20 protein-coding genes and 1 tRNA gene are annotated in these 23,400 nt (G+C 71.7%); 7 read left to right on the top strand and 14 right to left on the bottom strand.

Going from position 1 to position 23,400, the window contains the following annotated elements; genetic code table 11:
* Nucleotides 1-68 precede the first annotated feature (68 nt).
* The 4 genes from ACFWYW_RS49625 to ACFWYW_RS49610 are packed head-to-tail and all read left to right on the top strand — an operon-like array spanning nucleotide 69 to nucleotide 4,284.
* The gene (locus ACFWYW_RS49625) at nucleotides 69-1,601 is read left to right on the top strand and encodes an amidohydrolase family protein (protein ID WP_379621858.1); all 1,533 of its coding nucleotides are present in this window, start codon (nucleotides 69-71) and stop codon (nucleotides 1,599-1,601) included.
* Nucleotides 1,602-1,630: 29 nt separating this feature from the next.
* The gene (locus ACFWYW_RS49620) at nucleotides 1,631-2,689 is read left to right on the top strand and encodes an alanine racemase (RefSeq protein WP_379621856.1); all 1,059 of its coding nucleotides are present in this window, start codon (nucleotides 1,631-1,633) and stop codon (nucleotides 2,687-2,689) included.
* Nucleotides 2,690-2,697: 8 nt separating this feature from the next.
* A complete protein-coding gene (locus ACFWYW_RS49615) occupies nucleotides 2,698-3,078 on the top strand; it encodes a RidA family protein (protein ID WP_379621854.1) in 381 nt (126 codons plus the stop codon).
* 9 nt (nucleotides 3,079-3,087) lie between these two features.
* A complete protein-coding gene (locus ACFWYW_RS49610) occupies nucleotides 3,088-4,284 on the top strand; it encodes a hypothetical protein (RefSeq protein WP_379621852.1) in 1,197 nt (398 codons plus the stop codon).
* Here the strand turns inward: ACFWYW_RS49610 and ACFWYW_RS49605 are convergent.
* The 9 genes from ACFWYW_RS49605 to ACFWYW_RS49565 are packed head-to-tail and all read right to left on the bottom strand — an operon-like array spanning nucleotide 4,277 to nucleotide 12,716.
* Nucleotides 4,277-4,819 carry a TetR/AcrR family transcriptional regulator gene (locus tag ACFWYW_RS49605; RefSeq protein WP_379621850.1) on the bottom strand — a complete coding sequence of 181 codons (543 nt, stop codon included), beginning with the start codon at nucleotides 4,817-4,819 and terminating at the stop codon, nucleotides 4,277-4,279. The genes ACFWYW_RS49610 and ACFWYW_RS49605 overlap by 8 nt on opposite strands.
* Nucleotides 4,820-4,824: 5 nt before the next feature.
* Nucleotides 4,825-5,442 (bottom strand): LysE family translocator, encoded by a 618-nt coding sequence (locus ACFWYW_RS49600; RefSeq protein WP_379621848.1) that lies wholly within the window; start codon nucleotides 5,440-5,442, stop codon nucleotides 4,825-4,827.
* Between the two features lie 55 nt (nucleotides 5,443-5,497).
* Nucleotides 5,498-6,295 (bottom strand): class I SAM-dependent methyltransferase, encoded by a 798-nt coding sequence (locus ACFWYW_RS49595; protein WP_379621846.1) that lies wholly within the window; start codon nucleotides 6,293-6,295, stop codon nucleotides 5,498-5,500.
* Between the two features lie 21 nt (nucleotides 6,296-6,316).
* Nucleotides 6,317-7,879, bottom strand: a complete 1,563-nt coding sequence (locus ACFWYW_RS49590) for an amidohydrolase (protein WP_379621844.1) — start codon at nucleotides 7,877-7,879, stop codon at nucleotides 6,317-6,319.
* On the bottom strand, nucleotides 7,876-8,562 hold the full coding sequence (locus ACFWYW_RS49585) for an ABC transporter ATP-binding protein (protein WP_379621842.1): 687 nt from the start codon (nucleotides 8,560-8,562) through the stop codon (nucleotides 7,876-7,878). Before ACFWYW_RS49585 ends, ACFWYW_RS49590 begins: the two co-directional genes overlap by 4 nt.
* On the bottom strand, nucleotides 8,559-10,259 hold the full coding sequence (locus ACFWYW_RS49580; protein ID WP_379621840.1) for an ATP-binding cassette domain-containing protein: 1,701 nt from the start codon (nucleotides 10,257-10,259) through the stop codon (nucleotides 8,559-8,561). Before ACFWYW_RS49580 ends, ACFWYW_RS49585 begins: the two co-directional genes overlap by 4 nt.
* On the bottom strand, nucleotides 10,246-11,103 hold the full coding sequence (locus tag ACFWYW_RS49575) for a branched-chain amino acid ABC transporter permease (RefSeq protein ID WP_379621838.1): 858 nt from the start codon (nucleotides 11,101-11,103) through the stop codon (nucleotides 10,246-10,248). Before ACFWYW_RS49575 ends, ACFWYW_RS49580 begins: the two co-directional genes overlap by 14 nt.
* Nucleotides 11,103-12,290: an ABC transporter substrate-binding protein gene (locus tag ACFWYW_RS49570; RefSeq protein WP_379621836.1), complete on the bottom strand. Its 1,188-nt coding sequence runs from the start codon at nucleotides 12,288-12,290 to the stop codon at nucleotides 11,103-11,105. The genes ACFWYW_RS49575 and ACFWYW_RS49570 overlap by 1 nt, the downstream gene beginning before the upstream one ends.
* 30 nt (nucleotides 12,291-12,320) lie before the next feature.
* Nucleotides 12,321-12,716, bottom strand: a complete 396-nt coding sequence (locus ACFWYW_RS49565; protein ID WP_379621834.1) for a nuclear transport factor 2 family protein — start codon at nucleotides 12,714-12,716, stop codon at nucleotides 12,321-12,323.
* Nucleotides 12,717-12,789: 73 nt separating this feature from the next.
* On the opposite strand from ACFWYW_RS49565, the gene ACFWYW_RS49560 reads away from it, so the two are divergent.
* The gene (locus ACFWYW_RS49560) at nucleotides 12,790-14,223 is read left to right on the top strand and encodes a GMC family oxidoreductase (protein ID WP_379621832.1); all 1,434 of its coding nucleotides are present in this window, start codon (nucleotides 12,790-12,792) and stop codon (nucleotides 14,221-14,223) included.
* Here the strand turns inward: ACFWYW_RS49560 and ACFWYW_RS49555 are convergent.
* The 3 genes from ACFWYW_RS49555 to ACFWYW_RS49545 are packed head-to-tail and all read right to left on the bottom strand — an operon-like array spanning nucleotide 14,212 to nucleotide 18,003.
* Nucleotides 14,212-16,437 (bottom strand): xanthine dehydrogenase family protein molybdopterin-binding subunit, encoded by a 2,226-nt coding sequence (locus tag ACFWYW_RS49555; protein ID WP_379621830.1) that lies wholly within the window; start codon nucleotides 16,435-16,437, stop codon nucleotides 14,212-14,214. The two genes, ACFWYW_RS49560 and ACFWYW_RS49555, sit on opposite strands and share 12 nt — an antisense overlap.
* A gap of 37 nt (nucleotides 16,438-16,474) precedes the next feature.
* Nucleotides 16,475-17,482: an FAD binding domain-containing protein gene (locus tag ACFWYW_RS49550; RefSeq protein WP_379641321.1), complete on the bottom strand. Its 1,008-nt coding sequence runs from the start codon at nucleotides 17,480-17,482 to the stop codon at nucleotides 16,475-16,477.
* A 26-nt stretch (nucleotides 17,483-17,508) separates the two neighbouring features.
* A complete protein-coding gene (locus tag ACFWYW_RS49545; protein WP_379621826.1) occupies nucleotides 17,509-18,003 on the bottom strand; it encodes a (2Fe-2S)-binding protein in 495 nt (164 codons plus the stop codon).
* Between the two features lie 538 nt (nucleotides 18,004-18,541).
* Here ACFWYW_RS49545 and ACFWYW_RS49540 point away from each other — a divergent pair.
* Nucleotides 18,542-21,289: an AAA family ATPase gene (locus tag ACFWYW_RS49540; RefSeq protein ID WP_379621824.1), complete on the top strand. Its 2,748-nt coding sequence runs from the start codon at nucleotides 18,542-18,544 to the stop codon at nucleotides 21,287-21,289.
* 8 nt (nucleotides 21,290-21,297) lie between these two features.
* On the opposite strand, the gene ACFWYW_RS49535 is transcribed toward ACFWYW_RS49540, so the two are convergent.
* Nucleotides 21,298-21,684: a response regulator transcription factor gene (locus ACFWYW_RS49535; protein WP_379621822.1), complete on the bottom strand. Its 387-nt coding sequence runs from the start codon at nucleotides 21,682-21,684 to the stop codon at nucleotides 21,298-21,300.
* A 117-nt stretch (nucleotides 21,685-21,801) separates the two neighbouring features.
* On the opposite strand from ACFWYW_RS49535, the gene ACFWYW_RS49530 reads away from it, so the two are divergent.
* A tRNA-Arg gene (locus tag ACFWYW_RS49530) sits at nucleotides 21,802-21,876 on the top strand.
* A gap of 240 nt (nucleotides 21,877-22,116) precedes the next feature.
* Here the strand turns inward: ACFWYW_RS49530 and ACFWYW_RS49525 are convergent.
* On the bottom strand, nucleotides 22,117-23,193 hold the full coding sequence (locus ACFWYW_RS49525) for a transposase (RefSeq protein ID WP_379621820.1): 1,077 nt from the start codon (nucleotides 23,191-23,193) through the stop codon (nucleotides 22,117-22,119).
* Between the last annotated feature and the right edge of the window lie 207 nt (nucleotides 23,194-23,400).

Here is a 23,400-nt window from a genome sequence, read left to right as displayed (position 1 = left end):
CCCTTCTGATGAGTCGCCAGACGGTATGAGAACGGCAGCCCGGGTGCCAAATCAGGTTTAATCCTTGAGTGGCTTTCGATGTGATCATCAGCGGTGCCCGGGTGCTCGACGGGACGGGCGCGCCGCCGTACCGGGCCGACGTGGCGCTCAGCGGCGATCGCGTGGCGGCGGTCGGCCGGCTGGACGGCGCGCGGGCGGCGCGGGTCGTGGAGGCGGGCGGGCGGTTCGTCGCGCCCGGGTTCGTCGACTGCCACGCGCACGGCGAGGCCGCCGTCTTCGACCCGGCGGTGCAGCTCGCGGCGCTGCGGCAGGGGGTGACCACGTTCGTGCTGGGGCAGGACGGGCTGTCGTTCGCGCCGGGCTCGGCCGCGACCGTGGCCTATGCCACCAGGTACTTCACCGCCGTCAACGGGCGGCTGCCGCACGAGGGGCCGCTGTCGGTCGGCGAACTGCTGGACGGCTACGACCGGACGGTCGCGCTGAACACCGCCTACCTGCTGCCGCACGGCACGATCCGCTACGACGTGATGGGCCCCTCGCCGAGCGCGGCCGGGCCCGCCGAGATCGCGGCGATGCTGGCCAGGGTGGAGCGCGGGCTGGGCGAGGGGGCCGTCGGGCTGTCGAGCGGGCTGGAGTATCTGCCGGGCCGTTACGCCTCGGCCGAGGAACTGGCCGCGCTCTGTGCTCCGCTGGGCGGCCTGCCGTACGTCACCCATATGCGCGCCTATGGCGCGAAGGCCGCGATCGGCATGGACGAGGTCGGCGAGATCGCGCGGTTGTCGGGGGCGGCGGTGCACGTCTCGCACCTGCACGGGCCGGCGGGTGTGCTGCTGCCGCTGGTGGAACGGGCGCTCGCGCAGGACGTCGACCTAACCTTCGACACCTACCCCTACCTGCGGGGGAGCACGATCCTGGCGATGGTCGTGCTGCCGCCGTCGGTGCCGGGGGCCGAGGTGGACCGGGCGGTCGAGATGCTCGGCTCTCCCGACCTGGACTCCTGGTGGGACTCGCTGAAGGACACCTGGCCGAGGCTGACGATCTCGCACGCGCCGGGCTCCGCATGGGCCGAGGGGCTGACGATGGTGGAGGCGGCGGCCCGCGCCGAGCTGCCGCCCGCGGAGTTCTGCAAGAAGCTGCTCGTCGACACGCGGCTCGAAGCCGGGTGCGTGACGGCGCGGCCCGACGAGGGACCGGAGGGGGAGGAGTCGGTCCGCCGGATCCTGCGCCACCCCGTGCACACCGGCGGCTCCGACGGCATCTACGTCGGCGGCCACCCGCATCCGCGCGGCTGGGGCGCCTTCGCCCGCTTCCTGGGACGGCACGTGCGCGAGCTCGGTGACTGGACCTGGCAGGAGGCGGCCGTGCATCTGGCCTCCCATCCGGCCCGCCGTTTCGGGCTGGACGGGCGCGGGCTGGTGCGCGCCGGGTCGGCCGCCGACCTGATCGTCCTGGACCCGGCCAGGGTCGGTGACGAGGCCACCTACGCCGCGCCGCGCACGCCGGCCACGGGGGTGGACGACGTGTTCGTCTCCGGTGTCCAGGTGCTGGCCGGAGGCGAGCTGACCGGGGCCACCCCAGGCCGGGCGCTGCGCTCGCGTTGATAGGGTCAACGCGGATGAATGGGGGCATCGTGCAGGGAATTCTCGCGGAGTCCGAGCTGCCGCTGATGGTCGTGCACCGCGCCGCGCTGGAGCACAACGTGGCCACGATGGCCGCCTTCGCGCGAGGCCACGGGCTGGAGCTCGCGCCGCACGCCAAGACCCACCTGTCGCCCGAGATCTCCGCGATGCAGCTCGACGCCGGGGCCTGGGGCCTGACCGTGGCCAACACGAGGCAGGCGAGGATCGTTCGCGGCTTCGGCGCGAGCCGGATCATGGTGGCCAACCAGGTCGTGGACCCGGTCGGGCTCGACTGGCTGGCGGCCGAGCTGGAGCGCGACCCCGGGTTCGACTTCCTGTGCTTCGCCGACTCGCCTGAGGGCGTGGACATCCTGCGCGCGCACGCGCCGGCGCGGGGGTTCCGCGTGCTGGTCGAGCTGGGGCACGCGGGCGGCCGCGCGGGCTGCCGGTCGGTGGAGGAGGTCGTGGATCTGGCCGGATATATCCAGACCGCGGATGGTGTGTCGCTGGCCGGCGTGGCCGGGTACGAGGGCGCGCTCACCTCGGCCGGAGAAGTCCGGAAATATCTGGGCCTGCTCCAGGACGCCGTCGAGTACCTGCGGGTCAAGAACCCCATCCTGACCGTCGGCGGCAGCCAGTGGTTCGACGTCATCGGGCGCGAACTGGTCGCCGCCCAGGCCACGGTGGTGCTGCGCAGCGGCGCGTACGTCACCCACGACGACGGCTACTACCGCGAGCGCACCCCCTTCAACCGGATCGACGGCGAGCTGCGCCCGGCCTTCGAGATCTTCGCGCACGTGCTGTCCACCCCCGAGCCCGGCCTGGCGATCGTCGGCATGGGCAAGCGCGACGCGCCCTACGACGAGGGGCTGCCGGTGCCCAGGCGCGAAGGGCTGACCGTCGTCAAGATGCAGGACCAGCACACGGTCGTGCACGGCGACGGCCTGCGCCCCGGCGACGTGCTCTCCTTCGGCATCTCGCACCCGTGCACCGCCTTCGACAAGTGGCGCGCGCTGCCCCTCGTCGACCCTGACTACCGCCAGGTCGGCACCATAACCACGCATTTCTAGGAGATCTCGTGAAGAAGGAAATCAGGACCAACGACGGCGCCGCTCCCGTCGGGGCCTACTCCCAGGGCCTCGTGGTCGGCGACTTCGTCTACACCTCGGGCGCCGGGCCGCTCGACCCGGTGACCGGCGAGGTCGTCGGCGACGACGTGGCCGCCCAGACGCACCAGACGATGAAGAACCTCGGCGCCGTCCTGGCCGCCCACGGGCTCGGCTTCGACGACGTGGTCAAGGCGACCGTGCACCTGCAGCACCTCAAGCGCGACTTCGCGGCCTACAACGAGGTGTACAAGTCGTACTTCAACCAGCCTTTCCCGGTCCGCACCACGGTGGGATCCGACCTGATGGACATCCTGGTGGAGATCGACTTCGTCGCGCACAAGAGCGCGTAAGGTCAACCCGTGGACAGTTCGGTATACGTCTTCGTCGAGGACCTCCGGGGTGAGGGCGTCGACAAGGTGCTCGACCGTGTCGCCGGATACGGCACGGCCGGCATCACCGTGGGCGCCGTGCACCACGGCTCCCGCGACGTCACCCCGCACGGGCTGTCCAGGCTGACCCTGCGCCACGACGGCGCCCACTTCGTCCCGCCGCACGAGCTGTTCTCCGGGCTGCGCCTCACGCCGGTCCCCGGCTACACCGACGCCCTCGACGGCGTCCGCGAGGCCTGCTCGAAGCGGGGCCTGAAGCTCCACGGCTGGACGGTGTTCCTGCGCAACCTCACGCTCGGCACCCGCCATCCCGACGTGACCGTGCGCGACTGCTTCGGCGACCGCGGCTCGCTCACCGACCTGTGTCCAGCCCACCCCGACGTGCGCGAGTACGCCGTGGCGCTGGCCAGGTCGGTGGCGAGGCTCGGCGTCGACAGCGTGGTGGCCGAATCGCTGCACTTCCGGCCGCTGCGCCCCGAGCGCTCGTTCGTCCCGCTCGGCCCCATGGACAACTACCTGTTCGGCCTGTGCTTCTGCGACTACTGCATGCGCCGCGCCACCGACCTGGGCGTCAACGCCGAGGTGGCGCGGGACGAGTGCGCCAGGATCGTCGGCGGCGTCTTCGACGGCGACCCCGCCGCCCAGGGCGAGGTGACCAGGGCCGCGCTGACCGCCTACGCCGGTCCCGACGTCGTGGCCTACGCCCGCGCCCGCTCGGAGACCGTGACCACACTGGTGTCCGAGGTGGCGTCCGCGGTGGCGGAGGAGGGCTCCAAGCTGGTGTTCATCGACTACACCGGCTCGGTCAAGGGTTACCGCGACGGCCTGCCGTCGCCCGGCCTGGCCGCCCACGACGCCTGGCAGCTCGGCGTCGACCTGGTCGCCCTGGGTGACCTGGTGCCCGCCTTCGGCGTGCTCGCCTACGCCCGCGACGCCGCCCGGGTGGCCGACGACGTCGGCGCCTACCTGCGCTCGGTCGGCAAGGACCGGGAGGTACGGGCGGTGCTGCGCCCCGGCTACCCCGACAGCGACTCCACCGACCGGCTCGTGGCCAAGGCGCTCGGGGCCAAGGCGGCGGGCGCGGCGGCGGTCGACTTCTACGCCTATGGGCTGGTGCCGTATCCGGTGCTCGAACGCGTTCCGGCGGCGCTGAACGAGGCTAGCTGACCCCGTCGAGCACGGCCGCGACCGCCTCGGTGGCGAAATCCGGGCCCAGCGGCAGGCCCCTGAACACCGCCCTGGTCCACATCGCGCCTGCCAGCAGGTCCATGACGAGCATCGGGTCGGCCGACTGGGGGAGTTCGCCGCGCCGTACCGCGCGCTCGAAGATCACGCGCTCGCGGGCGAGGCGGTCGGCGAAGAAGCGCCGCGCGTCGATCTCGGGATGGTGTACGGCGGCGCCGAGCGCGGCCACCGCCACGTCCCGCCCCGGCGGTTCGGTGAGCAGCACCCCCAGCGCCTCCACCAGCGCCACCAGGTCGCCGCGCAGCGATCCGGTGTCGGGTACCTCGAACTCCAGCATGTCCGCCTCGACCAGCGCCGCCGCCAGCAGGGCGGCCTTCGAGGGCCACCAGCGGTAGATCGTCGTCTTGTTGACGCCCGACGTCTCGGCCACGCCCTCGACGGTCAGCCCGTCGTAGCCCTTGCCGGCCAGTAGCCGCAGCGTCGCCGCGAAGATCTCCCGCTGCTTCCTCGGTGCCATGCGGCCTATTTTCTCCCGGTGAGCGCGGTGACCACGCCGAGTCCCAGGTAGACCACGCCGGAGAAGTAGCGCAGCGCCCGCGCCTTGGCGGCCAGCCGGTGGCCCAGGGCGCCGGCGGTGAACGCGTAGATCATGTCAGAGAGCAGGCCGAGCACCAGCAGGATGGCGCCGAACACCACGATCTGGAGCGCGGGGGAGCCCGCGGCCGGGTCCACGAACTGCGGCAGGAGCGCCAGGAAGAACAGCGTGACCTTGGGGTTGAGGATGTTGATGACCACGCCTTCGAGGAACACCTTGCGCAACGGCTGCGGCTCGGGCGCCTGGGCGTGCTGCTCGTCCTTGCCGGTGAGCGCGCGGATGCCCAGGTAGACGAGGTACGCGACGCCGGCCCACTTGACGATCGAGAACAACGCGGCCGACTGGGTGATCACGTAGGAGAGACCCGCGGCGGCGGCGAGTATGTGCACGAGCGTGCCGGCCTCCACCCCGAACGCGCTGGCCAGCGCGGCCGAGCGTCCCTGGGCCAGGCCGCGGGCGGCGATGTAGAGGTGATTCGGCCCCGGGATGACGACCAGGGCCAGCGCGGTGGCGGCGAACAGGGCCAGGGTGGGAAGGGCGATCATGTCTCCGACAGTAGAGGAGCCTTGGTCCATGAATGGAGTCCAATGTGGTGGTGCTTCAGTGGACCAATACCTCGCCGCGTACCGCCCAGGCGCGGGTCCGCAGGGTGATCGAGCCGTCCGCCGCCACCGGCATCCGCTCCCTGATCCGCTCCCGCAGCGCCGCCCGGCGCGCCTGCGGCAGCGCGGCCGCGTACGCCGGGGCCGGACCCTGACCGGCGAGGAAGGGCCGCCAGTAGTCGTCGAAGTCCCGGAACACCGCGTCCATGTCGATCGGCGCGACCTCCACCCGGGCCAGCCCGGCGCCGTCCCACAGCGCCCGCAACGGATCAGGACGGCACAGCGGGAACCTGGCGCCCTCGTCCAGCGCCCCGGCGTCGGGATCGAGTTCCACGGCCGCCGACCAGAAGGCCCTGATCACGTCCATCCGGCGGGCGTAGTCCCAGACGTAGGCCGCGACCGTGCCGCCCGGGGCGGTCACCCTGGCCAGCTCCGCGACGGCCGCCGCCGGATCGGGCACGAAGTTCAGCACCAGCCCGCTCACCGCCGCGCCGAACCGCCCGTCCCCGAACGGCAGAGCCCGCGCGTCCGCGACGGCGAACCCGGCCCGCGCGTCGGCGACCAGGTCCCGGGCGTGCCGGACGAACCCGGCCGACGGATCGGCCCCGGCGACCCGGTCCGGCGCGGCGGCGGCCAGTACCGCGGCGGTCAGCGCGCCCGTCCCGCAGCCGGCGTCCAGCCAGCTACGCCCGGCCGGGACGCCCAGCCAGGTCACGAACGCCGCCGCGACCGGCCTGCTCCACCGGCCCATGTAGCCCTCGTAGGCATCCCCGGCCGCCCAGATGTCCGCACCCATGCCCGAACGGTATCCACGCGCTCAGCCCGGATGCACGATCCTGCCGCCGAAGACCGTGAGATCGACCGGCGCGTCGACGAGTTCGTCCGGCGCCGTCGCCGCGCTCACGCAGAGGTCGGCGACCTTGCCGGCGCTGACCGTGCCCTTCCAGCCCTCCGCGTGGTCCTGCCAGGCGGCGCCGCGCGTGTAGGTGCCCAGCGCCTCCTCCAGCGTCAGCCCCTGGCCCCGCCTGGCGACCAGCGCGGCCACTCCGGCCCGCCAGTCGGGGCCGGTCACCGGCGCGTCGGAACTGCACGCGGTGTTCACCCCGGCCGCGAGTGCCGAGCGCGCCGGCCACTCCCGCTCCGCCCAGTCCGCGCCGAACAGGGCATGGGTGGTGTCCGACTCCATGGCCTGGAGCACCGGCTGCAGGTTGATGCCGTAGCCGAGCCCGGCGAGCGTGGCCAGCGCCGCCTCGCTCGCGAACTGCCCATGGATCAGATAGTGCCGCGCCCCGCCCGGCAGCGCCGCCAGCGCCGCCGTCACCGCGTCGACGCCCCGGCTGCCCACCACGTGCACGCCCAGCTGGTGACCGGCGGCGTGCACCAGCCGCATGATCTCCTCCAGTTCGGCCACCCGCTCGGCGTTGCTGTCGCCGCGCGTGCACAGCGAGCCGTGCCCGCCCGACGGGTACGGCTCCCGCATCCACGCCGTCTCAGAAGGCGGGATTCCGTCGGCGAACACCTTGACCCCCAGCAGCCGCAGCACCCGGGGATCGACCCCGTCCAACCGGGGCGGATCGGCCAGCCAAGCCCGGGTGTCGGCCACCGACGCGCCCGACATCGGGCTCGGCAGCCCCAGCACGCTCACCCGAGCGGTCAGCTCGCCCGAGCGCGCCAGCGCGGTGTAGGCGTCCAGCGCGGCGGCGCTCATGCCGCCCGCGAACGCCTCCTCGCCGCCGGGCCCGAGACCGGGTTCGGTGAAGCTGGTGATGCCGAGCCGGTTGAGCTCGGCGACCACGTCGCGCACCACCGTGGCCAGCCCGCCCTCAGGATGCGGTACCGCCCGCATGACCAGGCTCTGCTCGCCGTGGTGCAGGACGCCCCCGGACGACTCGACTCCGGCCAGGCGTAACGCCGCGCTGTTGGCCCAGACCGCGTGGCCGGAGAAGTCCTGCAAGACCACGGGATTGCCGGGGGCCGCGGCGTCCAGGTCGGCCGCGGTCATCGTCCGGCCCGCCGCCACCTCCGCCAGCCGCCCGGGGTGCCAGCCGATGCCCCTGATCCAGGCGCCCGGCTTGGCGTGCCGTACCGCGTGGGCGACCTCGGCCTGGACGGCGGCGACGGAGCCGAGCGCGACGTCCAGGCAGAACGGCGGCCGGTGCAGCCCGTACCCGACGGCATGCAGGTGGGAGTCGTTGACGCCGGGCAGCAGCAGCCGCCCGCGCAGGTCGATCACCTCGGTGCGGGGTCCCGCCCACCGCGCGGCCCGCTCGCCGACGTGGACGATCTCGCCGCCGCGCACCGCCACCGAGCTCGCGTACGGCAGCGCCGGATCCATGGTCAGGACCCGCCCGTTGACCAGCACCAGATCCGCGGTCGTCATGCCCGGTCCTCTCCCAGGTAGGCGCGCCGCAGCGCGGAGTCGTCGGCGCGCAGCGGCCCGGGGTCGCCGCTGTAGGTCAGGGCGCCGCGCGACAGCACGTACGCGGCGTCGGCCAGCGCCAGCGCGGCGTGCGCGAACTGCTCCACCAGCAGCACCGCGCACCCGGCGTCGGCCAGCGCGCGGATGACCGGCAGCAGCCTGCGCACCACCGCCGGGGCCAGGCCCATGGACATCTCATCCAGCAGCAGCGCGGCCGGTTCGCGCAGGATCGCGCGGGCCAGCACCAGCATCTGCTGCTCGCCGCCGGACAGCAGCCCGGCCCGCACCTCCAGGCGGGGCGCGAGCTCTGGGAAGAGCGTCAGCGCCCGGTCCGGGTCGCCTGCCAGCAGGAGGTTCTCGCGGGCGGTGAGCGTGGCGAAGACGGCCCGGCTCTGCTCGACGTGGGCCAGGCCGAGCCGGGCCCTGCGGGTGCGCGGCCGTCCGGTCAGGTCGTGTCCGTCGAGCGTGATCCGGCCGGAACGGCTGGGCAGGATGCCGGAGACCGCCTCAAGCAAGGTGGTCTTGCCCGCGCCGTTCGGCCCGAGCAGCACGCTCACCTGCCCGCGCCCGGCGTGCAGCGTGACCTCGCGCACGACCGGCTGCCCGCCGCGCGCCACGGTCAGCGCGTCCAGGGAGAGCGTCACGCCGTCACCTCCTCGCCCAGGTACGCGCGGAGCACCCGAGGGTCGGCGAAGACCTCGGCCGGCGGGCCCTCGGCGATGACGCGGCCGAAGTCCATCACGCTGACCCGCGCGCAGACCGCCCGCACGAGGTCGAGGTCGTGCTCGATGAGCAGGACGGCGCAGCCGAACCGCTCCGGCGCGGCGCGCAGCCACCGGCCGAGCCGCTCGGTCTCGGCCTGACCGAGCCCGGCGGCCGGCTCGTCCAGCACGGCCAGCTCGGGCCGGGCCAGCAGCGCTCCGGCCACCTCCAGCAGGCGCCGGGTGCCCACGTCCAGGTCGGCGATCGTCCGCCCGGGATCCACGGCGACCAGGTCGCCGAGCGCCTCGGCCAGGTCGCGGGCGGTCAGGGGACGGCGGGCGGCGAAACGCAGGTACTCCCCGGCGGTCAGGCCGGTGGGCACCCGGTCCTGCTGGAACGTCCTGCGCAGGCCCGCCCGCGCCCGCAGGTGGGCGGGCCGGCCGTTCAGGTCGTGCCCGGCCAGCTCCACCGAGCCCGTGCACGGGGTGAAGCCGGTGATGGCGTCGACCAGCGAGGACTTGCCCGCGCCGTTCGGCCCGACCAGGCCGTGCACGCTGTCCGCGAGCACCTCCAGGGAGACGTCCTGGACGGCGGACACCTGCCCGTAGCGCACGTTCAGCCCGGTGATCCGCGACGCCGTCCCGGTGGCGGCCTGGGAAACGGCCTTCTCCACGAGCGGAACGGGCGCCACCGGCCGGTGCCCGTCGCGCCGCCGCAAGGCCGCGCGCAGCGCGTCGCTGATGCCCGCGCCCTGGGTGAAGGCCTGGATGGCGCCGACCGCGAAGACCACGTTCGCCCACTGCTGCGGGATGCCGAACCGCCTCAGCAGCTCCGCGACCAGCACGCCGAGCGCGCCGCCGATGAGCGCGCCCTCCGCGTGGTGCGCCCCCGCCATGACCGCCACCGCGTACGCCGTCAGCGACTGGCCGGGGTCGAAGTTGCGGGCCAGCAGCATGCCCAGTTGCCCCGCCAGCAGCGCCCCGGACAACCCCGCGATGAACGAACTGACCGCGAAGGCGCTCAGCTTGGCCCCCGGCACGCTCGTACCGGCCGCCGCGGTGGCCCGCTCCGACTCGCGCAACGCCCGCCATGTGGCGCCGAACCTGGTCCGCCGCACCACCGCCAGCGCCACCGCGACCAGCGCGAAGACCCCCACGCAGAACAGGAAGTACTGCCGCTCGGAACTCAGCCCCGCCGGGCGGCCCACGCTCAGCCCCAGGTCCACGCCGGGAAAGGAGGCGGCGGCCAGCACGATGTCCACGGTCGCCGCGAAGCCGAGCGTGACGATCGCCAGGTGCACCCCGCGCAGGCGCAGCGCGGGCAGCCCGATGAGCAGCCCGAACGGCACCGCCGCCAGCCCCGCCAGCGGCAGCCACACGTACAGCCCGCCCGGCACCCCCCACAGGTTGAGCTGCGCGGTGCTCCAGGCGCCGATCGCGGCGAAGGCCGCCTGGCACAACGAGACCATCCCGGCCTGCCCGGCGATCACCCCGAGGCTCTGCAGGAGCACGCCGGAGATGACCGCGGACATGGCCAGGAAGACCCAGTAGGCGGGCAGGGCGGCGGCCAGGCCGTACGCGAGGATGGCGAGGGCGAGCGCGGCCAGTCCCCAGCGGACGGCTCGGTCAGCGCGCGGCATCCCACACCTCCCCGCGCCGGCTCCACAGCAGCAACAGCAGGATGGCCGCGAACGGCACCGCGTCGCGGTACTCGCGCACCGCCGCGGAACCGGCCAGCAGACCCTCCAGCAGGCCCAGCGCCAGCCCGCCCAGCAGCGCACCCGGCAGCCGCGTCAGCCCGCCCGCCAGCGCCGCGGCGCAGGCGGGCACGATGAGCATGCTGAGCGAGAGGATGTCGCTCGAGCGCACCGGCGCGACCAGCAGCAGCACCAGCGCGGCCAGCGCGCCGGCGGCTCCCCAGAGCGCGACCGCCGGACCGCGGGTGCCGATGCCGAGGAGCTCGGTGGTGACCGGCCGCTCGGCCATGGCGCGCAGCCGCAGCCCGAGCGAGGTCCGCGCCAGCAGCAGATGAGTGCCGCCGCCGATGAGCACCGCCAGCGCGATCAGCGCGGGCGTGCCCCAGGTGACCACCACCCCGGCCAGCGTGGCCACCGGCGCGCCGGCCGGGTTCTGCAGCACCCGCGGCGTGTCGCCGAACAGGATGTAGGCCAGCGCGATGATCCCGATGAGCTGCGCGATGGAGACCGCCGTGCGCAGCTGGGCGCCGCTGCCGGCGAACCACCGCACCATGACCGCGCCGCACCCCGCCGACGTCACAGCGCCCGCCGCCACCCCGGCGACCGCGGCCATCCCGTACGGCAGGCCCGCTTCGGCCAGCGCGGCCATCATGTAGACCCCGGCCATGCCGGTGGCCGCGACGGCCAGGTTGACCGTGGCGGTCAGCCGGTACATGGCGGTGAGCAGCAGGCCGAGTGCGGCGTAGGTGCCGCCCGCCGCCAGCCCGGAGACGAGGCCCTGGAGCATCAGCCGAGCGTCCCCGGATAGCGCACCCACTCGGGCGTCACGACCTGCCAGGCCCCGCCGCGCAGCTGGACGATCTTCCCGGCCCGGTTGGACCGGTGCTTGGCCGCCGCGCCGAACTCGTACGCCGTGCCCACCAGCGGATTCTCGATGGGCTTAAGCGCCTTGAACGCCTGGGCGACCGACTCGCGGGTGATCGCGCCCTTGATGCCCTTGAGTGTGTCCACGACATAGGTGGCGGCCAGATACCCGCCCTGGCCGAACGAGGTCAGCGGGACCTTCTTGGCCGCCATCAGCTCGCGCCAGTCCTTCAGCGCCGCCGAACTCGCGTCGGTGAAGGGCTCGAACTCGGCGTTGGCGTAGGTGCCCTCGCCGTCGGGGCCGAGCGCCTTGGCGACCGCCTCGGTGTAGGGGGCGGTGGTGAGCAGCCAGTCGATGCCGGTGACGTTCTGCTGCTTGACCACCTTCATCCAGGCGATCGCCATCGGCTCGGTGCCGTTGTAGAGGACCGCCTGGCAGCCGGCCGAGCGGGCGCGCAGGACGAACGGGGTCGGGTCGGAGTCGGGCTTCACCGTGCGGTCGTCGAGCGTGAGCTTCTTGCCGGTCAGCTTCGACCAGCTCTGTACGGCGCCGCCGTAGGCGTCGTTGGTGTTGCCGAGGATCGCCAGGAACATGCAGACCTTGTCCCGCTTGAGCACCTCGGAGGCGTAGTACATGTTGATCGCCATGTTGAGGTACGGCCCCGTGTTGACCGGCGAGATGGCCGACGACTCGAAGCAGGTCGGGTCCACGCCGGTGCCCTGGACCGCGACGATCGCCGACTGGACGTAGAAGGGCGCGTTGACCGCGCAGTCCAGCAGGCTGGCCGAACCGGCCAGCAGCACCACGCCCTGGTTGGTGACCAGGTCGCGGGCGGCCTGCGCGGCGGCCGCGGGGTCGCCCTTGTCGTCGGCGACCAGGTACTCGATCTTCTGGCCGTTGATGCCGCCCTGCTCGTTGACCCGGTCGAAGACGGCCTTCGCGGCGGCGGAGGAGTCGGGGAAGGTGACGGGACCGCTGAGCGAGCTGACCGCGCCCACCCGGATGACGCCCGTGCCCGGAGTGTCCCGGCCGGTCGTGGGGGTGTCGGCGAGCCCGCAGCCCGCCAGGGCGGCCAGCAGTAAGACGGACAACGTCCTGGAAGCGATCATGACGATGGGACCTCTCGTGCGTGAAGTGCCCTACGCGCTCAGGGCCTCGGCCACCAGCGCGGTGTCGGTGAACTGCTCGAAGCTGACGGCCACCCCGTCCCGCAGCTTCCAGACGTGGGTGAAGCGGACCCGCATCGCCTTGCCGGTGGCCCGGTAGACGCCGCTGTAGAAGCCGATCACCACGATGGTGTCGCCGCCGTCCACGTACTCCTCGGGGTCGGCCCGGTAGTCCGCCCATTCGCCGCCCAGGCGGGAGAAGACGCCTTTCAGCACCTCCTCGCGGCCCACGTACGTGCCCGCGTACGGGAATCCGGCCATCTCGGTCCAGCGGGCGTCCGGCGCGAGGAGGGCCAGGATGCCTTCGATATCGCCGCGGGCCGAGGCGGCGTAGGACTCACGGACGGCGTCCAGGTTCTTGCCGGTCATGGCAATCCTTCCTCCATGAAGTCGTCTATGAAATCATATAGCTTTCCTCATCGTCCGAAAAGGAGCTGTCCCGATGGAGAGCGCTGACGTGGTCGTCATCGGAGCCGGGTCGGCCGGGGCGGCGGTCGCCGGGCGGCTGGCCGAGGTGGAAGGGCTGTCCGTGCTGCTGCTTGAGGCGGGCGGTCCAGACGGCAATCCCGACATCCACGACCCGGGCGGGGTCTTCCGGCTGTGGGGCGGCGCCGAGGACTACGACTACCTCACCACGCCACAGGCCGGGCTCGGCGGGCGGCGGCTGCACTGGCCGCGCGGGCGGGTGCTGGGCGGCTCCTCCTCGCTCAACGGCATGATCTTCGTTCGCGGCAACCCGGCCGACTACGACTGGGGGCCGGGGTGGACCTGGCCGGAGGTGCTGCCGGTCTTCAAACGGCTGGAGGACTTCGACCGGGGCGCCTGCGAGCATCACGGCGTGGGCGGACCGGTCCGGGTGATGTCCGACTACCGTCCGCATCCGGTCAACGCCTCCGTGGTCGAGGCGGCTGTGGGGCTCGGCCTGCCGTACAACGAGGACTGCAACGGCGCGGCGCAGGACGGCGCGGGCTTCTGCCAGCTCACCGTCAAGGACGGGCGGCGGCACAGCACGGCGGCGGCCTATCTGCGCGGCGGCCGGGTGCGGATCAGGACGGGAGCGGTCGCGACCAGGCTGCTGTTCGAGGGGTCGCGGTGCGTCGGGGTCGAGGTCGGGCGGGGCGAGCGCGTGTACGCCGGGCAGGTCGTGCTGAGCGCGGGCGCCCTGGAGTCGCCCCGGCTCCTCATGCTCAGCGGCATCGGACCGGCCGACGAGCTACGCCGGATCGGCGTGCCGGTGCGGGCGGACCTGCCGGTCGGCGCGAACCTGCACGACCACGCGCTGGTCCCGGTGATCGTGGCGGCCCGCGGGCCGGTGCCGCCGCCGGTGCCGGGGCTGCCCGTGATGCACAGCCAGCTGTTCTGGCGCAGCCGCGGCGGCCTGCCCGCGCCGGACGTGCAGCCGCTCTTCTTCCACGTGCCGTTGTACGACGAGACGATGAGCGGGCCGCCGGACGCGTTCACGCTGATGGCCGGGATCATCCGGCCGGAGAGCCGGGGCACGCTCCGCCTCACCTCCGCCGACCCGGGCGCGCCGCTGCTGGCCGACCCCGCCTACCTGCGCGAGGAGGCCGACCGGCGGTGCATGCGGGCGGCAGTGGAGCTGTGCAGGGAGATCGGGGCCGAGCTGGGCCGCGAGCTCTACCCCGGCGATGCCGATATTTCGGCCTATATCGAGCGCACGCTCGTCACCTACCACCACCAGGCGGGCACCTGCCGGATGGGCACGGTCGTGGACCACCGCCTACGCGTGCTCGGCGTCGACGGGCTGCGCGTCGCCGACGCCTCGGTGATGCCCGCGGTCACCTCGGGAAACACCAACGCTCCCGCGATCATGATCGGGGAGCGTTGTGCCGACCTCGTGCTGTCAGAGCAGTGACTCGATGGTGATCGGGAACGAACGCACCCGCCTGCCCGTGGCGTTGTGCACGGCATTGGCGATCGCGCCCGCCATCCCGACCATGCCGATCTCCCCGATGCCCTTGACCCCCAGCGGGTTGACGAACGGATCGTCCACCTCCACCGTCTCCACCATCACCTCAGGCACGTCGGCGTTGACCGGCACCAGGTAGTCGCCCAGGCTCGGGTTGGCCCAGCGGCCGAAGCGCGGATCCATGTGCGTGGCCTCAAGCAACGCCTGGGACAGACCCCAGATCATGCCGCCCATGAGCTGGCTGCGCGCCGTCTTCTGGTTCAGCACGCGGCCGGGCGCGAACACCCCGGCCATCTTGCGCACCCGCACCACCCCCAGAGCGGCGTCCACGGCCACCTCGGCGAACTGGGCGCCGAAGTTCAGCAGCGCGTGCTCCTCGTCGACGTGGTGCTGGTAGGTGCCCAGGTACTCGGTCTCCGGGACGAAGTTGCGGCTGAGCATCTCGCCGTAACTCTCCGACCCGGACGGTCCGACCATGACGCCGTCCACGACGTCGACCAGCTCCGGGTCCGCGCCGTGCAGGGGCGAGCCCTCGTCCTGGACCGCCTGGGCGACGAGCTGCTCCCGCAGGCCCGTCGCGGCCAGATGAACGGCGTTGCCGCCCGCCGTCGACCCCGTCGAGCCGACCGACGCCGCCAGGAACGGCAGCGAGGTGTCGCCGTACTCCACCCTGACCATCTCCAGCGGCAGCCCGAGCCCCTCGGCGGCGATCTGGGTGAGCACCGTGGCCGCGCCGGTGCCGATGTCGGAAGCGGCGGTCTGGATGACCGCGGTGCCGTCCGCATACAGCCGGGCCCGCGCACGCTGCGGATTCATCAGCGGATAGACGGGATAGATCGCCGTGGCCATCCCCATGCCGAGCAGCCAGTCGCCCTCGCGCCGCATGCCGGGACGCGGGTCGCGATCGGCCCACCCGATCAGCTCGGCGCCCCGCGCGTAACACTCCTTGAGCCCCTTGCTCGACCACGGCCGCCCGCTCACCGGATCGACGTCGGCATGGTTGCGCAGCCGCAGCTCGATCGGATCCAGCCCGGCCCGCTCCGCCAGCTCGTCCATCGCGCATTCCAGTACGGCCAGCCCCGCCGTCTCACCCGGTCCGCGCATGAACGTGGGCGTCATCGTGTTGCCCTTGATGAGGTGGTAGACGGCCGCGAAGTTGTCGCAGGCGTAGAGCTCGCCGGAACCGCTCAGCGCGGGCTCGGCCCAGTCGTCGTAGGCCGAGGTGATCGACAGCTTCTCGTGGCGGATCGCGGTCAGCCGTCCGTCGGCGCCGGCGCCGAGCGTGATCGTCTGCTCGTTGTCCTCCCGCAGCCCGCACCCCGTGAACATCTGCTCCCTGGTCAGCGCCAGCTTGATCGGCCTGCGCATGATCTGAGCGGTCATGGCGGCCAGCGTCGGATGCGCCCAGATCATGGCCTTGGCGCCGAAACTGCCGCCGACGAACCTGGTGATCACCCGGATGCGCGAGGCCGGGATGCCCAGCAGGTTCGCGACCGTCATCTGGGTGGCGGTCGGACCGTGGGTCGCGTCCCACAGCGTGAGCTGCCCGTCGTCCCAGGAGGCCACCGTGGCCGACATCTCCAGCGGGTTCTGGTGGTTGGCCGTGAACGTGAACGTGGCCTCCACCGTCAGTTCGGCCGCCGCCAGTCCGGCGTCCACATCGCCCCGGCCCATCTGGCCCGGCGCCAGGCCGGCCAGGATTCGCTCGGGCACGTAGGACTGGTCGCGGCCCTCGTCGATCACGGTGATCGACTCCGTGCGCTCGTACGTCACGTCCAGCAGCTCGGCGCCCCGGGTGGCGGCGTCCAGCGTCTCGCCCACGACGATGGCCACGGGCTGGCCCGCGTAGTGGATGACCGGGTCCTGCATCGGGAAGAAGCTCTGGCCGTGGGCGACCGTACCGGCCAGCGAGAGCGTGAGGACCGGCTGCGCGGCCACCTTCGGAAGATCCTCATACGTGAGTACGGCCAGCACGCCCGGCTCGGCCATGGCCCTGGACCTGTCGACGCCGGTGACACGTCCGGCGGGAATCTCGGAACCGGCGATGACCGCGTGGCGCATGCCCGGAAGGGAGACTTCGGCGGTGTACTTGGCGGCGCCGGTGACCTTGGCGCGGCCGTCCACCCGGGTGACGGGCTGACCGATGAGTGTGGTGGTCATGCCGCCGTCACCCTTTCCAGTGCTTTCGCGGTCCTGTTCATGCCGCCGTCACCCTTTCCAGGACCCGCACGATCGTGCGTTTGGCCAGCTCGATCTTGAAGGCGTTCTGCTGGTGGCCCACGGCCGGGGCCAGTTCGGCCGCGGCCGCCGCCTCGAAGGCGTCGCCGATGGCCGGACCGCCGGTCAGCATCTGTTCCGCCGCTCTGGCCCGCCACGGGCGGGTGGCCACGCCGCCGAGCGCCAGGCGTACCTCGCGGATGACACCGTCGGTGACCGTGGCCGCCACGGCCGCCGAGACCAGCGCGAACTCGTACGACTCGCGGTCACGCACCTTCCAGTACAACGACGTGCGGGCCACCGGGGCGGCGGGCACCTCGATCGCGGTGATCAGCTCGCCGTGCTCGATCGGGTGCTCGCGTTCCGGCGTGTCTCCGGGCTGCAGGAAGAAGTCCTCCAGCGGCATCGACCGCTCGCCGTACCGGCTGCGCAGGTGGATCACCGCGTCCAGCGCCACCAACGGCACCGCGACGTCGGACGGATGCGTCGCGAAACAATGCTCGCTGGTCCCGAGTACGGCATGCCCCCGATGGAACCCACCCTCGGCCGCGCAGCCGGAACCCGGCTCCCGCTTGTTGCACGGCATGCCGGCCTCGCGGAAGTAGCCGCAGCGGACCCGCTGCATCATGTTGCCGCCCATCGAGGCCATGTTCCGCAACTGCGCCGACGCGCCCAGCTCCAACGCGTGCGCGATCATCGGGAACCGTTCCCGGACGCCGGGTGTGGCGGCGACGTCGCTCATCCTGGCCAGCGCCCCCAGCCGCAGGCCGCCGCCGGGCAGGTCCTCGATGGTGTTGAGCGGCAGATCATTGATGTCGACCAGCCGCCGCTCCTGGGCCACACCGATGCGGAGCATGTCCACCTCGGTGGTCCCACCGGCCAGAAACCTGCTCCCCGGATCGGCCCCTTCGGCCAGCGCTGAGGCTACGTCGCCGACTCTGGCGTAACTAATGGCGTGCACGGGATACCTGCCTTGATGTGTGAGCATGGGCGCTTGGCTGGTGTGCACCGTTTCTATTGGTGCCCGCCATCGCGCACCTCCCGGATCGCCTGGCGGATGTGCGGGTAGGCGGCGCAACGGCACAGGTTGCCGCTCATCCACTCCGCGATCTCGGCGTCGTCGCCGGCGTGGCCCTCCTCCAGCAGCTTGACCGCCGACATGATCTGTCCCGGCGTGCAGTAACCGCACTGCAGCGCGTCACAGGCCAGAAAGGCGTTCTGCATCGGGTGCTCGACCAGACCCTCGATCGTGGTGACTTCCCTGCCCTCACACGCGACCGCCAACGTCAGGCAGGAGACGACCCGGCGGCCGTCCACCCAGACGGTGCACGCGCCACAGGCGCCCTGGTTGCAGCCCTTCTTGGTGCCGGTGAGATCCAGGCTTTCACGCAGGGTGTCCAGCAGGCTGGCCCGCGGCTCCACCTCGGCCACCAGGGTGGCTCCGTTGACGGACAGGGACAGCTTCGCGGGTTCGGGGCCGCGCTCGGTCTTCTCCAGGGGACCATCCATCGGGGCTCCTCAGCGTTTTCCTGGCCCTTCCTCCAGCAGTGTCCAAGTCGTCGGGTTTGCCACGGGCAAAGCGCGCCCCACTCTGCGGGTATTTGTCCCCCAATCCCACCCTTCCTCCTCGCCCCTCCTCCTCACTCTTCCGCCCGCCTTCCGCCCGCCCTCCGGCCCGTCCCCCGCTTTGCCCTCCGCCTCGCCCCTCTTCGCCCCTTCTCCGCCGCGCCCTTCCAACCGCCCCTCCGCCCCTCCGCTTCGCCTCCCCACCTGCTCCCTCGCCTCCGCCTCCGCTCAGTCAGCGGCTTTCGGACCCCGCCTCCGGCCCACCTGCCTCCGGCCCCGGTACGCCTCCGGCCCCCGCCTGCCTTGCCGGTCGGGGGTAAAGAGGGGACCACTTAGGGGGTGGACACAGGCCGTGACGGTGACCAGCCCCGTCCGACGTGAGAAGCGATCCCCCCGATCGGCGCCGGCGCACGGCGGCGGGTGGCGGGGGTGGGGCTGTGCCGTAAAGAATCATGATTCTGTTACATATAGAGTTACCGAGATGAACAGTCTTCTTATCGGACGCTCAGCTGAGCTGAGGAGACTAGTTCGCGTGCTCGAAACCGCCGGCGACGGCACCGCCGGCGTGGCGCTCGTAGGCGGCGACGCGGGCATCGGCAAGACCCGCCTGACCTGCGAACTCGTGGCCCAGGCCCGCCAGCGCGGCTTCAACGTCATGATCGGCCAGTGCGCCGAACTGGGCGACGCCCTCCCATACCTCCCGCTAGCCGACGCCCTGCGCGGCGCCGACCCCACGCTGCGTGCCGCCATCGCCGAGCGCCCCGTCCTGGAGCAACTGCTGCCGGGCGGCGAGACCGCGCCGTCGTCGGGCCTCACCCAGCAGCGGCTGTTCGGCTCGCTGCTGGGTCTGCTGGCCGCGGTGCAACCGGTCCTGTTCGTGATCGAGGACCTGCATTGGGCCGACCGTTCGACCCGCGACCTGCTTGTGTTCCTGAGCCGCATGCTCCAGAGCGAGCGCGTCTGCCTCGTCGGCACTTACCGCACCGACGACCTGCACCGCCGCCACCCCCTGCGCACCGTCCTGGCCGAGCTCAAGCGCCTGCCCTCGGTGACCGCGGTGGACGTGGGCCCCATGGCCTCAGCCGAAATCTCCGACTATGTCGCCACATTCGGTGACATGGACAGTCGCGAACTCGGCGAGATCGTCAGCCGTGCAGACGGCAACCCCTTCTACGCCGAAGAGCTCTACGCCGCCCTCTCCGAAGGCGAGACCCTCCCCGACGGCCTGGCCAGCCTGCTGATGTCCCGCGTCGAGGTCCTCTCCGAGCCCGGCCAGCGCGTCCTGCGCGCCGCCGCCGTCGCGGGCCGCCGCGTCGAGGACGTGCTCCTGCGCGAGGTCTCCGGCCTCCCTCTCGCCGACTTCGAGGAGGCCGTGCGCGAGATCGTCTCGCGCGGACTGCTCAGAGTCGACGGGTACGGCTACGCCTTCCGCCACGCCCTCCTCCAGGAAGCCGTCTACACCGACCTCCTGCCGGGCGAGCGCACCAGGCTGCACGCCACGTTCGCCACCCTGCTCACCGCACCCGCCGAGCTGGCCCACCACCACCTGGCGGGCCACGACCTGTCCGGCGCCCTGACCGCCTCCGCCGAAGCCGGTCGCCAGGCCGAACGCCTCGGCGCGCCCGCCGAAGCCCACCGCCACTACGACCAGGCGCTCAGCCTCTGGGACCGCGTTGCCGACGCCGAGTCCCTGGCCGGCGAGGGCCGCGCCGACCTGGCCCTGCGCAGCGCCATCATGGCCGCCGACAGCGGTGACAACCACCGCGCCGTCACCCAGCTCCGCGCCCTCCCGCAGACCTCGCAGGTCAACGAACGCCTCGCCTACTACCTGGCCGAACTGGGCCAGGACGAAGCCGCGGTCCAAGCCGGCGAGACCGCAGTGGAAACCGCCCGAACCCCGGCAGAACTCGCCCGCGCCCTGGCCACCAGCGCCCGCGCCCTGGCCTGGACCGACCGCCACGCCGAAGTCGCCCCACGCGCCCGCCGCGCCCTGGAGGTCGCCCGCTCCGCCGGCGTCCCCGACGCGGAAAAAGGCGCCCTGATCAGCCTCGCCCTGCTGTCGGAGCTGGACGGCGACTTCTCCACCGCCGCCGCCCGCTACGAACAGGCCACCTCCCGCACCTCCGGCATCCTCGCCATGGACCTGCGCGCCGAGTTCGCCCGCGCCCGCCTCCTGTACGAGCAGGGCCACCTCGTCGAGGCCGCCTCCGCCACCGACAGCGGCATCCGGCTGGCGGAGGAGAATGGGCTGAACTGGAGTACGTACGGCACCGACCTGCGCTTTCTTCGTTTCCTCATCCATTACGTGGCCGGCGAATGGGACGACGCCGAACGTGTGGCCGCAACCTTCGGCGCCCGCGTCGGAACGGTGCCCGAGGCGATCCTGTCGTCGTTCGCCCTGTTCGTGGAGGTAGGCCGCGGACTACCCGCCGTGGGCCCCCGCATCGACTGGCTGCGCCCCTTCTGGTCCAACGACCTCGTCACCTACATGGCGCGCGGCCTCGCCGCCGAGGACGCCCTGTGGAAGGGCGACCCGACCGCCGCGTGGGAACACGTACGGGCCTGCCTGTCGCAGCTCATCCCCGCCGACCCGGCCAACCTGCGGATCTGCGCCACGGGGTTGTGGGCGTTGGCGGAGCTGGGCCGTACCGACGAAGCCGACGACCTGCGCGAACGCGCCCGCACCGCGGTCGCGGGCCCGGACGGCAAACGCGGACCCATGGGCCTGGAGGGCCGCGCGTGGGCACTGCGCGTAGAAGCCGAGTGGGTACGCGTGCAGGGCCGCCACGACGTAGCCCTATGGAAAAGGGTCGTGGAAGCATTCGACTACGGCTTCGTATACGAAACCGCCCGAGTCCGCTGGCGCCTGGCCGAAGCCCAGCTCGCCACCGGCGACCGTGAATCCGCGCAATCCACCTGGCTGCTCGCCCGGGACGCCGCCGACAACCTGAAGGCCGTCCCGCTGGCATCGGCACTGGAGGAGTTCGCCCGCCGGGCCCGCTTCACCACCGCCTCGACCGACGGCTCCCTGACCGCCCGCGAACTCGAAGTCCTCCGCCTGGTCGCCGACGGCCTCACCAACCGCGAGATAGCCGAGCGCCTCTACATCGCCCAGAAGACGGTGAGCGTCCACGTCTCCAACATCCTGGGCAAACTAGACGCCTCCACCCGCACCCAGGCCGCCGCCACCGCCCGCTCCCGCGGCCTGCTCTCCGACCAACCCGCCTAGCCCGATCCTCAGCTACGAGCCCGAGCAGCCAGATCGCGAACCACCTGAATGAGCTCAGCCGGATCGAACGGCTTGGTCAGATAGGCGTCCACCCCGATCCCCAGCCCCCGGCGCCGATCATCATCCTGCGCCCGAGCCGTGATCAGCACCACCTTGATATGACTCGTAGCCTCATCAGTCCGCAACCGATGCGCCGTAACCCACCCGTCCAGACACGGCATCATCACATCCAGAGTGACCACGTCGGGCATGACATCAAGCACACGATCCAGACAGTCCGCACCATCGGTGGCGGTCTCCACCTCGAACCCCTCCAGGGTCAGGTTGACCGCGATGAGCTGCCTGATGACCTCGTCATCATCGACAACCAGAACTCTGCCCAGTACCTCGCCCACGGCCACGAAGCTAACCCGTGACGGGGTGGTCACGTGCGGTTTTCGATGGATGTGTGCCCGGAGCTTTATCGTGTGCGGAGTGGTGGCAGGATGCTGATAGCCTTAGGGCTCGTTGGAGCCCCCTTAGCTCAGGGGATAGAGCACCGGCCTCCGGAGCCGGGTGCGTAGGTTCGAATCCTACAGGGGGCACCATACAAACGGGCACGGCGACGAGCCCGTTTGGCTTTTCCAGGGCTCCCTCCGAGGTAGCTCTCGCCACGTCGATGGTGTCACCTGTCAGGGTCACTGTACAGGTTGCTATGTGCGTGGCCTTGTCATAGCGGACCCGCAAGCGAAACACATCAAACAGCCTCCGAAGCAGTTCCTCGGGCAAGCCGTCCTGTGGGGCTCAAAAATAGGATTCGAGGTCTGACCTGCGGGTTCTTGATAGTGTCAGCTGGCGATCTGGTACTCGTTGACGAGACCGCCGAGTATGGGCCTGCGGTGGACCCGATGGCTGGCCAGGTCGGCTGGCGACGGCGGTCCGGTTTCAGCTTGGGATGGGCTCAACTGTCCGATGCCGCGGTGGGGCCGGGCCCTGTTGTAGTGCTCCAGGTATCGGGTGAGGGTACGGCGCAGGTGTCGCTCGTTGACGATGAGCGTGCGGTCGAGGAGTTCGCGGCGCAGGGTGCCGATCATTCTCTCGCAGTGCGCGTTGGCTTTCGGAGCTTGTGGCGGGCTCTTGAGGACGCGCAGGCCCGCGTCGGCGAAGACCGTGTCGAAGGCATCGGTGAACTGGCCGGCACGGTCGCGGATCAGGAACTTCATGTTCGTCGTGTCGGTGTCCATGAGGAAGTTGCGGGCGGCCTGGGTGGTCCATTCGCCCGTGGGGTTGGGGGTGACACCGAGCAGGTGAGCGCGGCGGCTGCGATGCTCAAGCAGGACCAGGGCGTAGATGCGTTTGAGGTTGACGGTGTCCACGTGCAGGAAATCCACGGCGACGATGTGCTCGGCCTGGGTGGTCAGGAACTGCTTCCACGTTGGCCCGCTGCGGCGTGGGGCGGGATCGAGCCCGGCCTGGCTCAGGATGTTCCACACGGTAGAAGCAGCGATCTTGTGGCCGAGGCGGGTCAGCTCGCCGTGGATACGCCGGTGGCCCCAGGTGGGATTGTCGGCGGCCATGCGCAGCACCAGGGCCTTGACCGCAGCTGCGGTCGGTGGCCTCCCGGGGCGGCGAGATCGACTGTAGTCCCACTTGTTCGCCACGAGCTTGCGGTGCCACGCCAGCAGAGTAGCCGGAGTGACCGAGAAGATCTGCGCCCAGCGGCGTCGGGGTATCAGATGCGACAGCGCCGCCAGCCACAGCCGGTCGGCTGCCTCGTAGCGCACCCGTGGGACCTGACGGCGCAGAACCGCGTTCTCGTGCCGGAGCACCAGCACTTCCGCCTCCTTGGAGACGTCACTGCGCAACAACAGCGCGGGCAGAGACAGCAGACGTCGGGTGACGGCGTAGATCGTGGACAAGAGCACGACCGATGATCCCAGGAACCCCGGAGCAGCCGCTCAACGAGCGGCGGCAGCACTCGATCCCCCACGGCGAAGAACCCTCACGTAACCCAGGATCGTGTTCTTGAGCCCCACAGGACCGGGTCACCGCCACCACCGAGGGCACCGTGACCAAGGCGCTGGTCGACCAGGGATTCAAGAACGCGGTCGTTGCCTATGGCGCCGACCTGG

Origin of the sequence: Nonomuraea sp. NPDC059023 (assembly GCF_042740095.1) — a bacterium.
GTDB lineage: Bacteria > Actinomycetota > Actinomycetes > Streptosporangiales > Streptosporangiaceae > Nonomuraea.
Note: the sequence above shows the minus strand (reverse complement) of the source record. Positions and strands in the feature narration are given on the sequence as shown.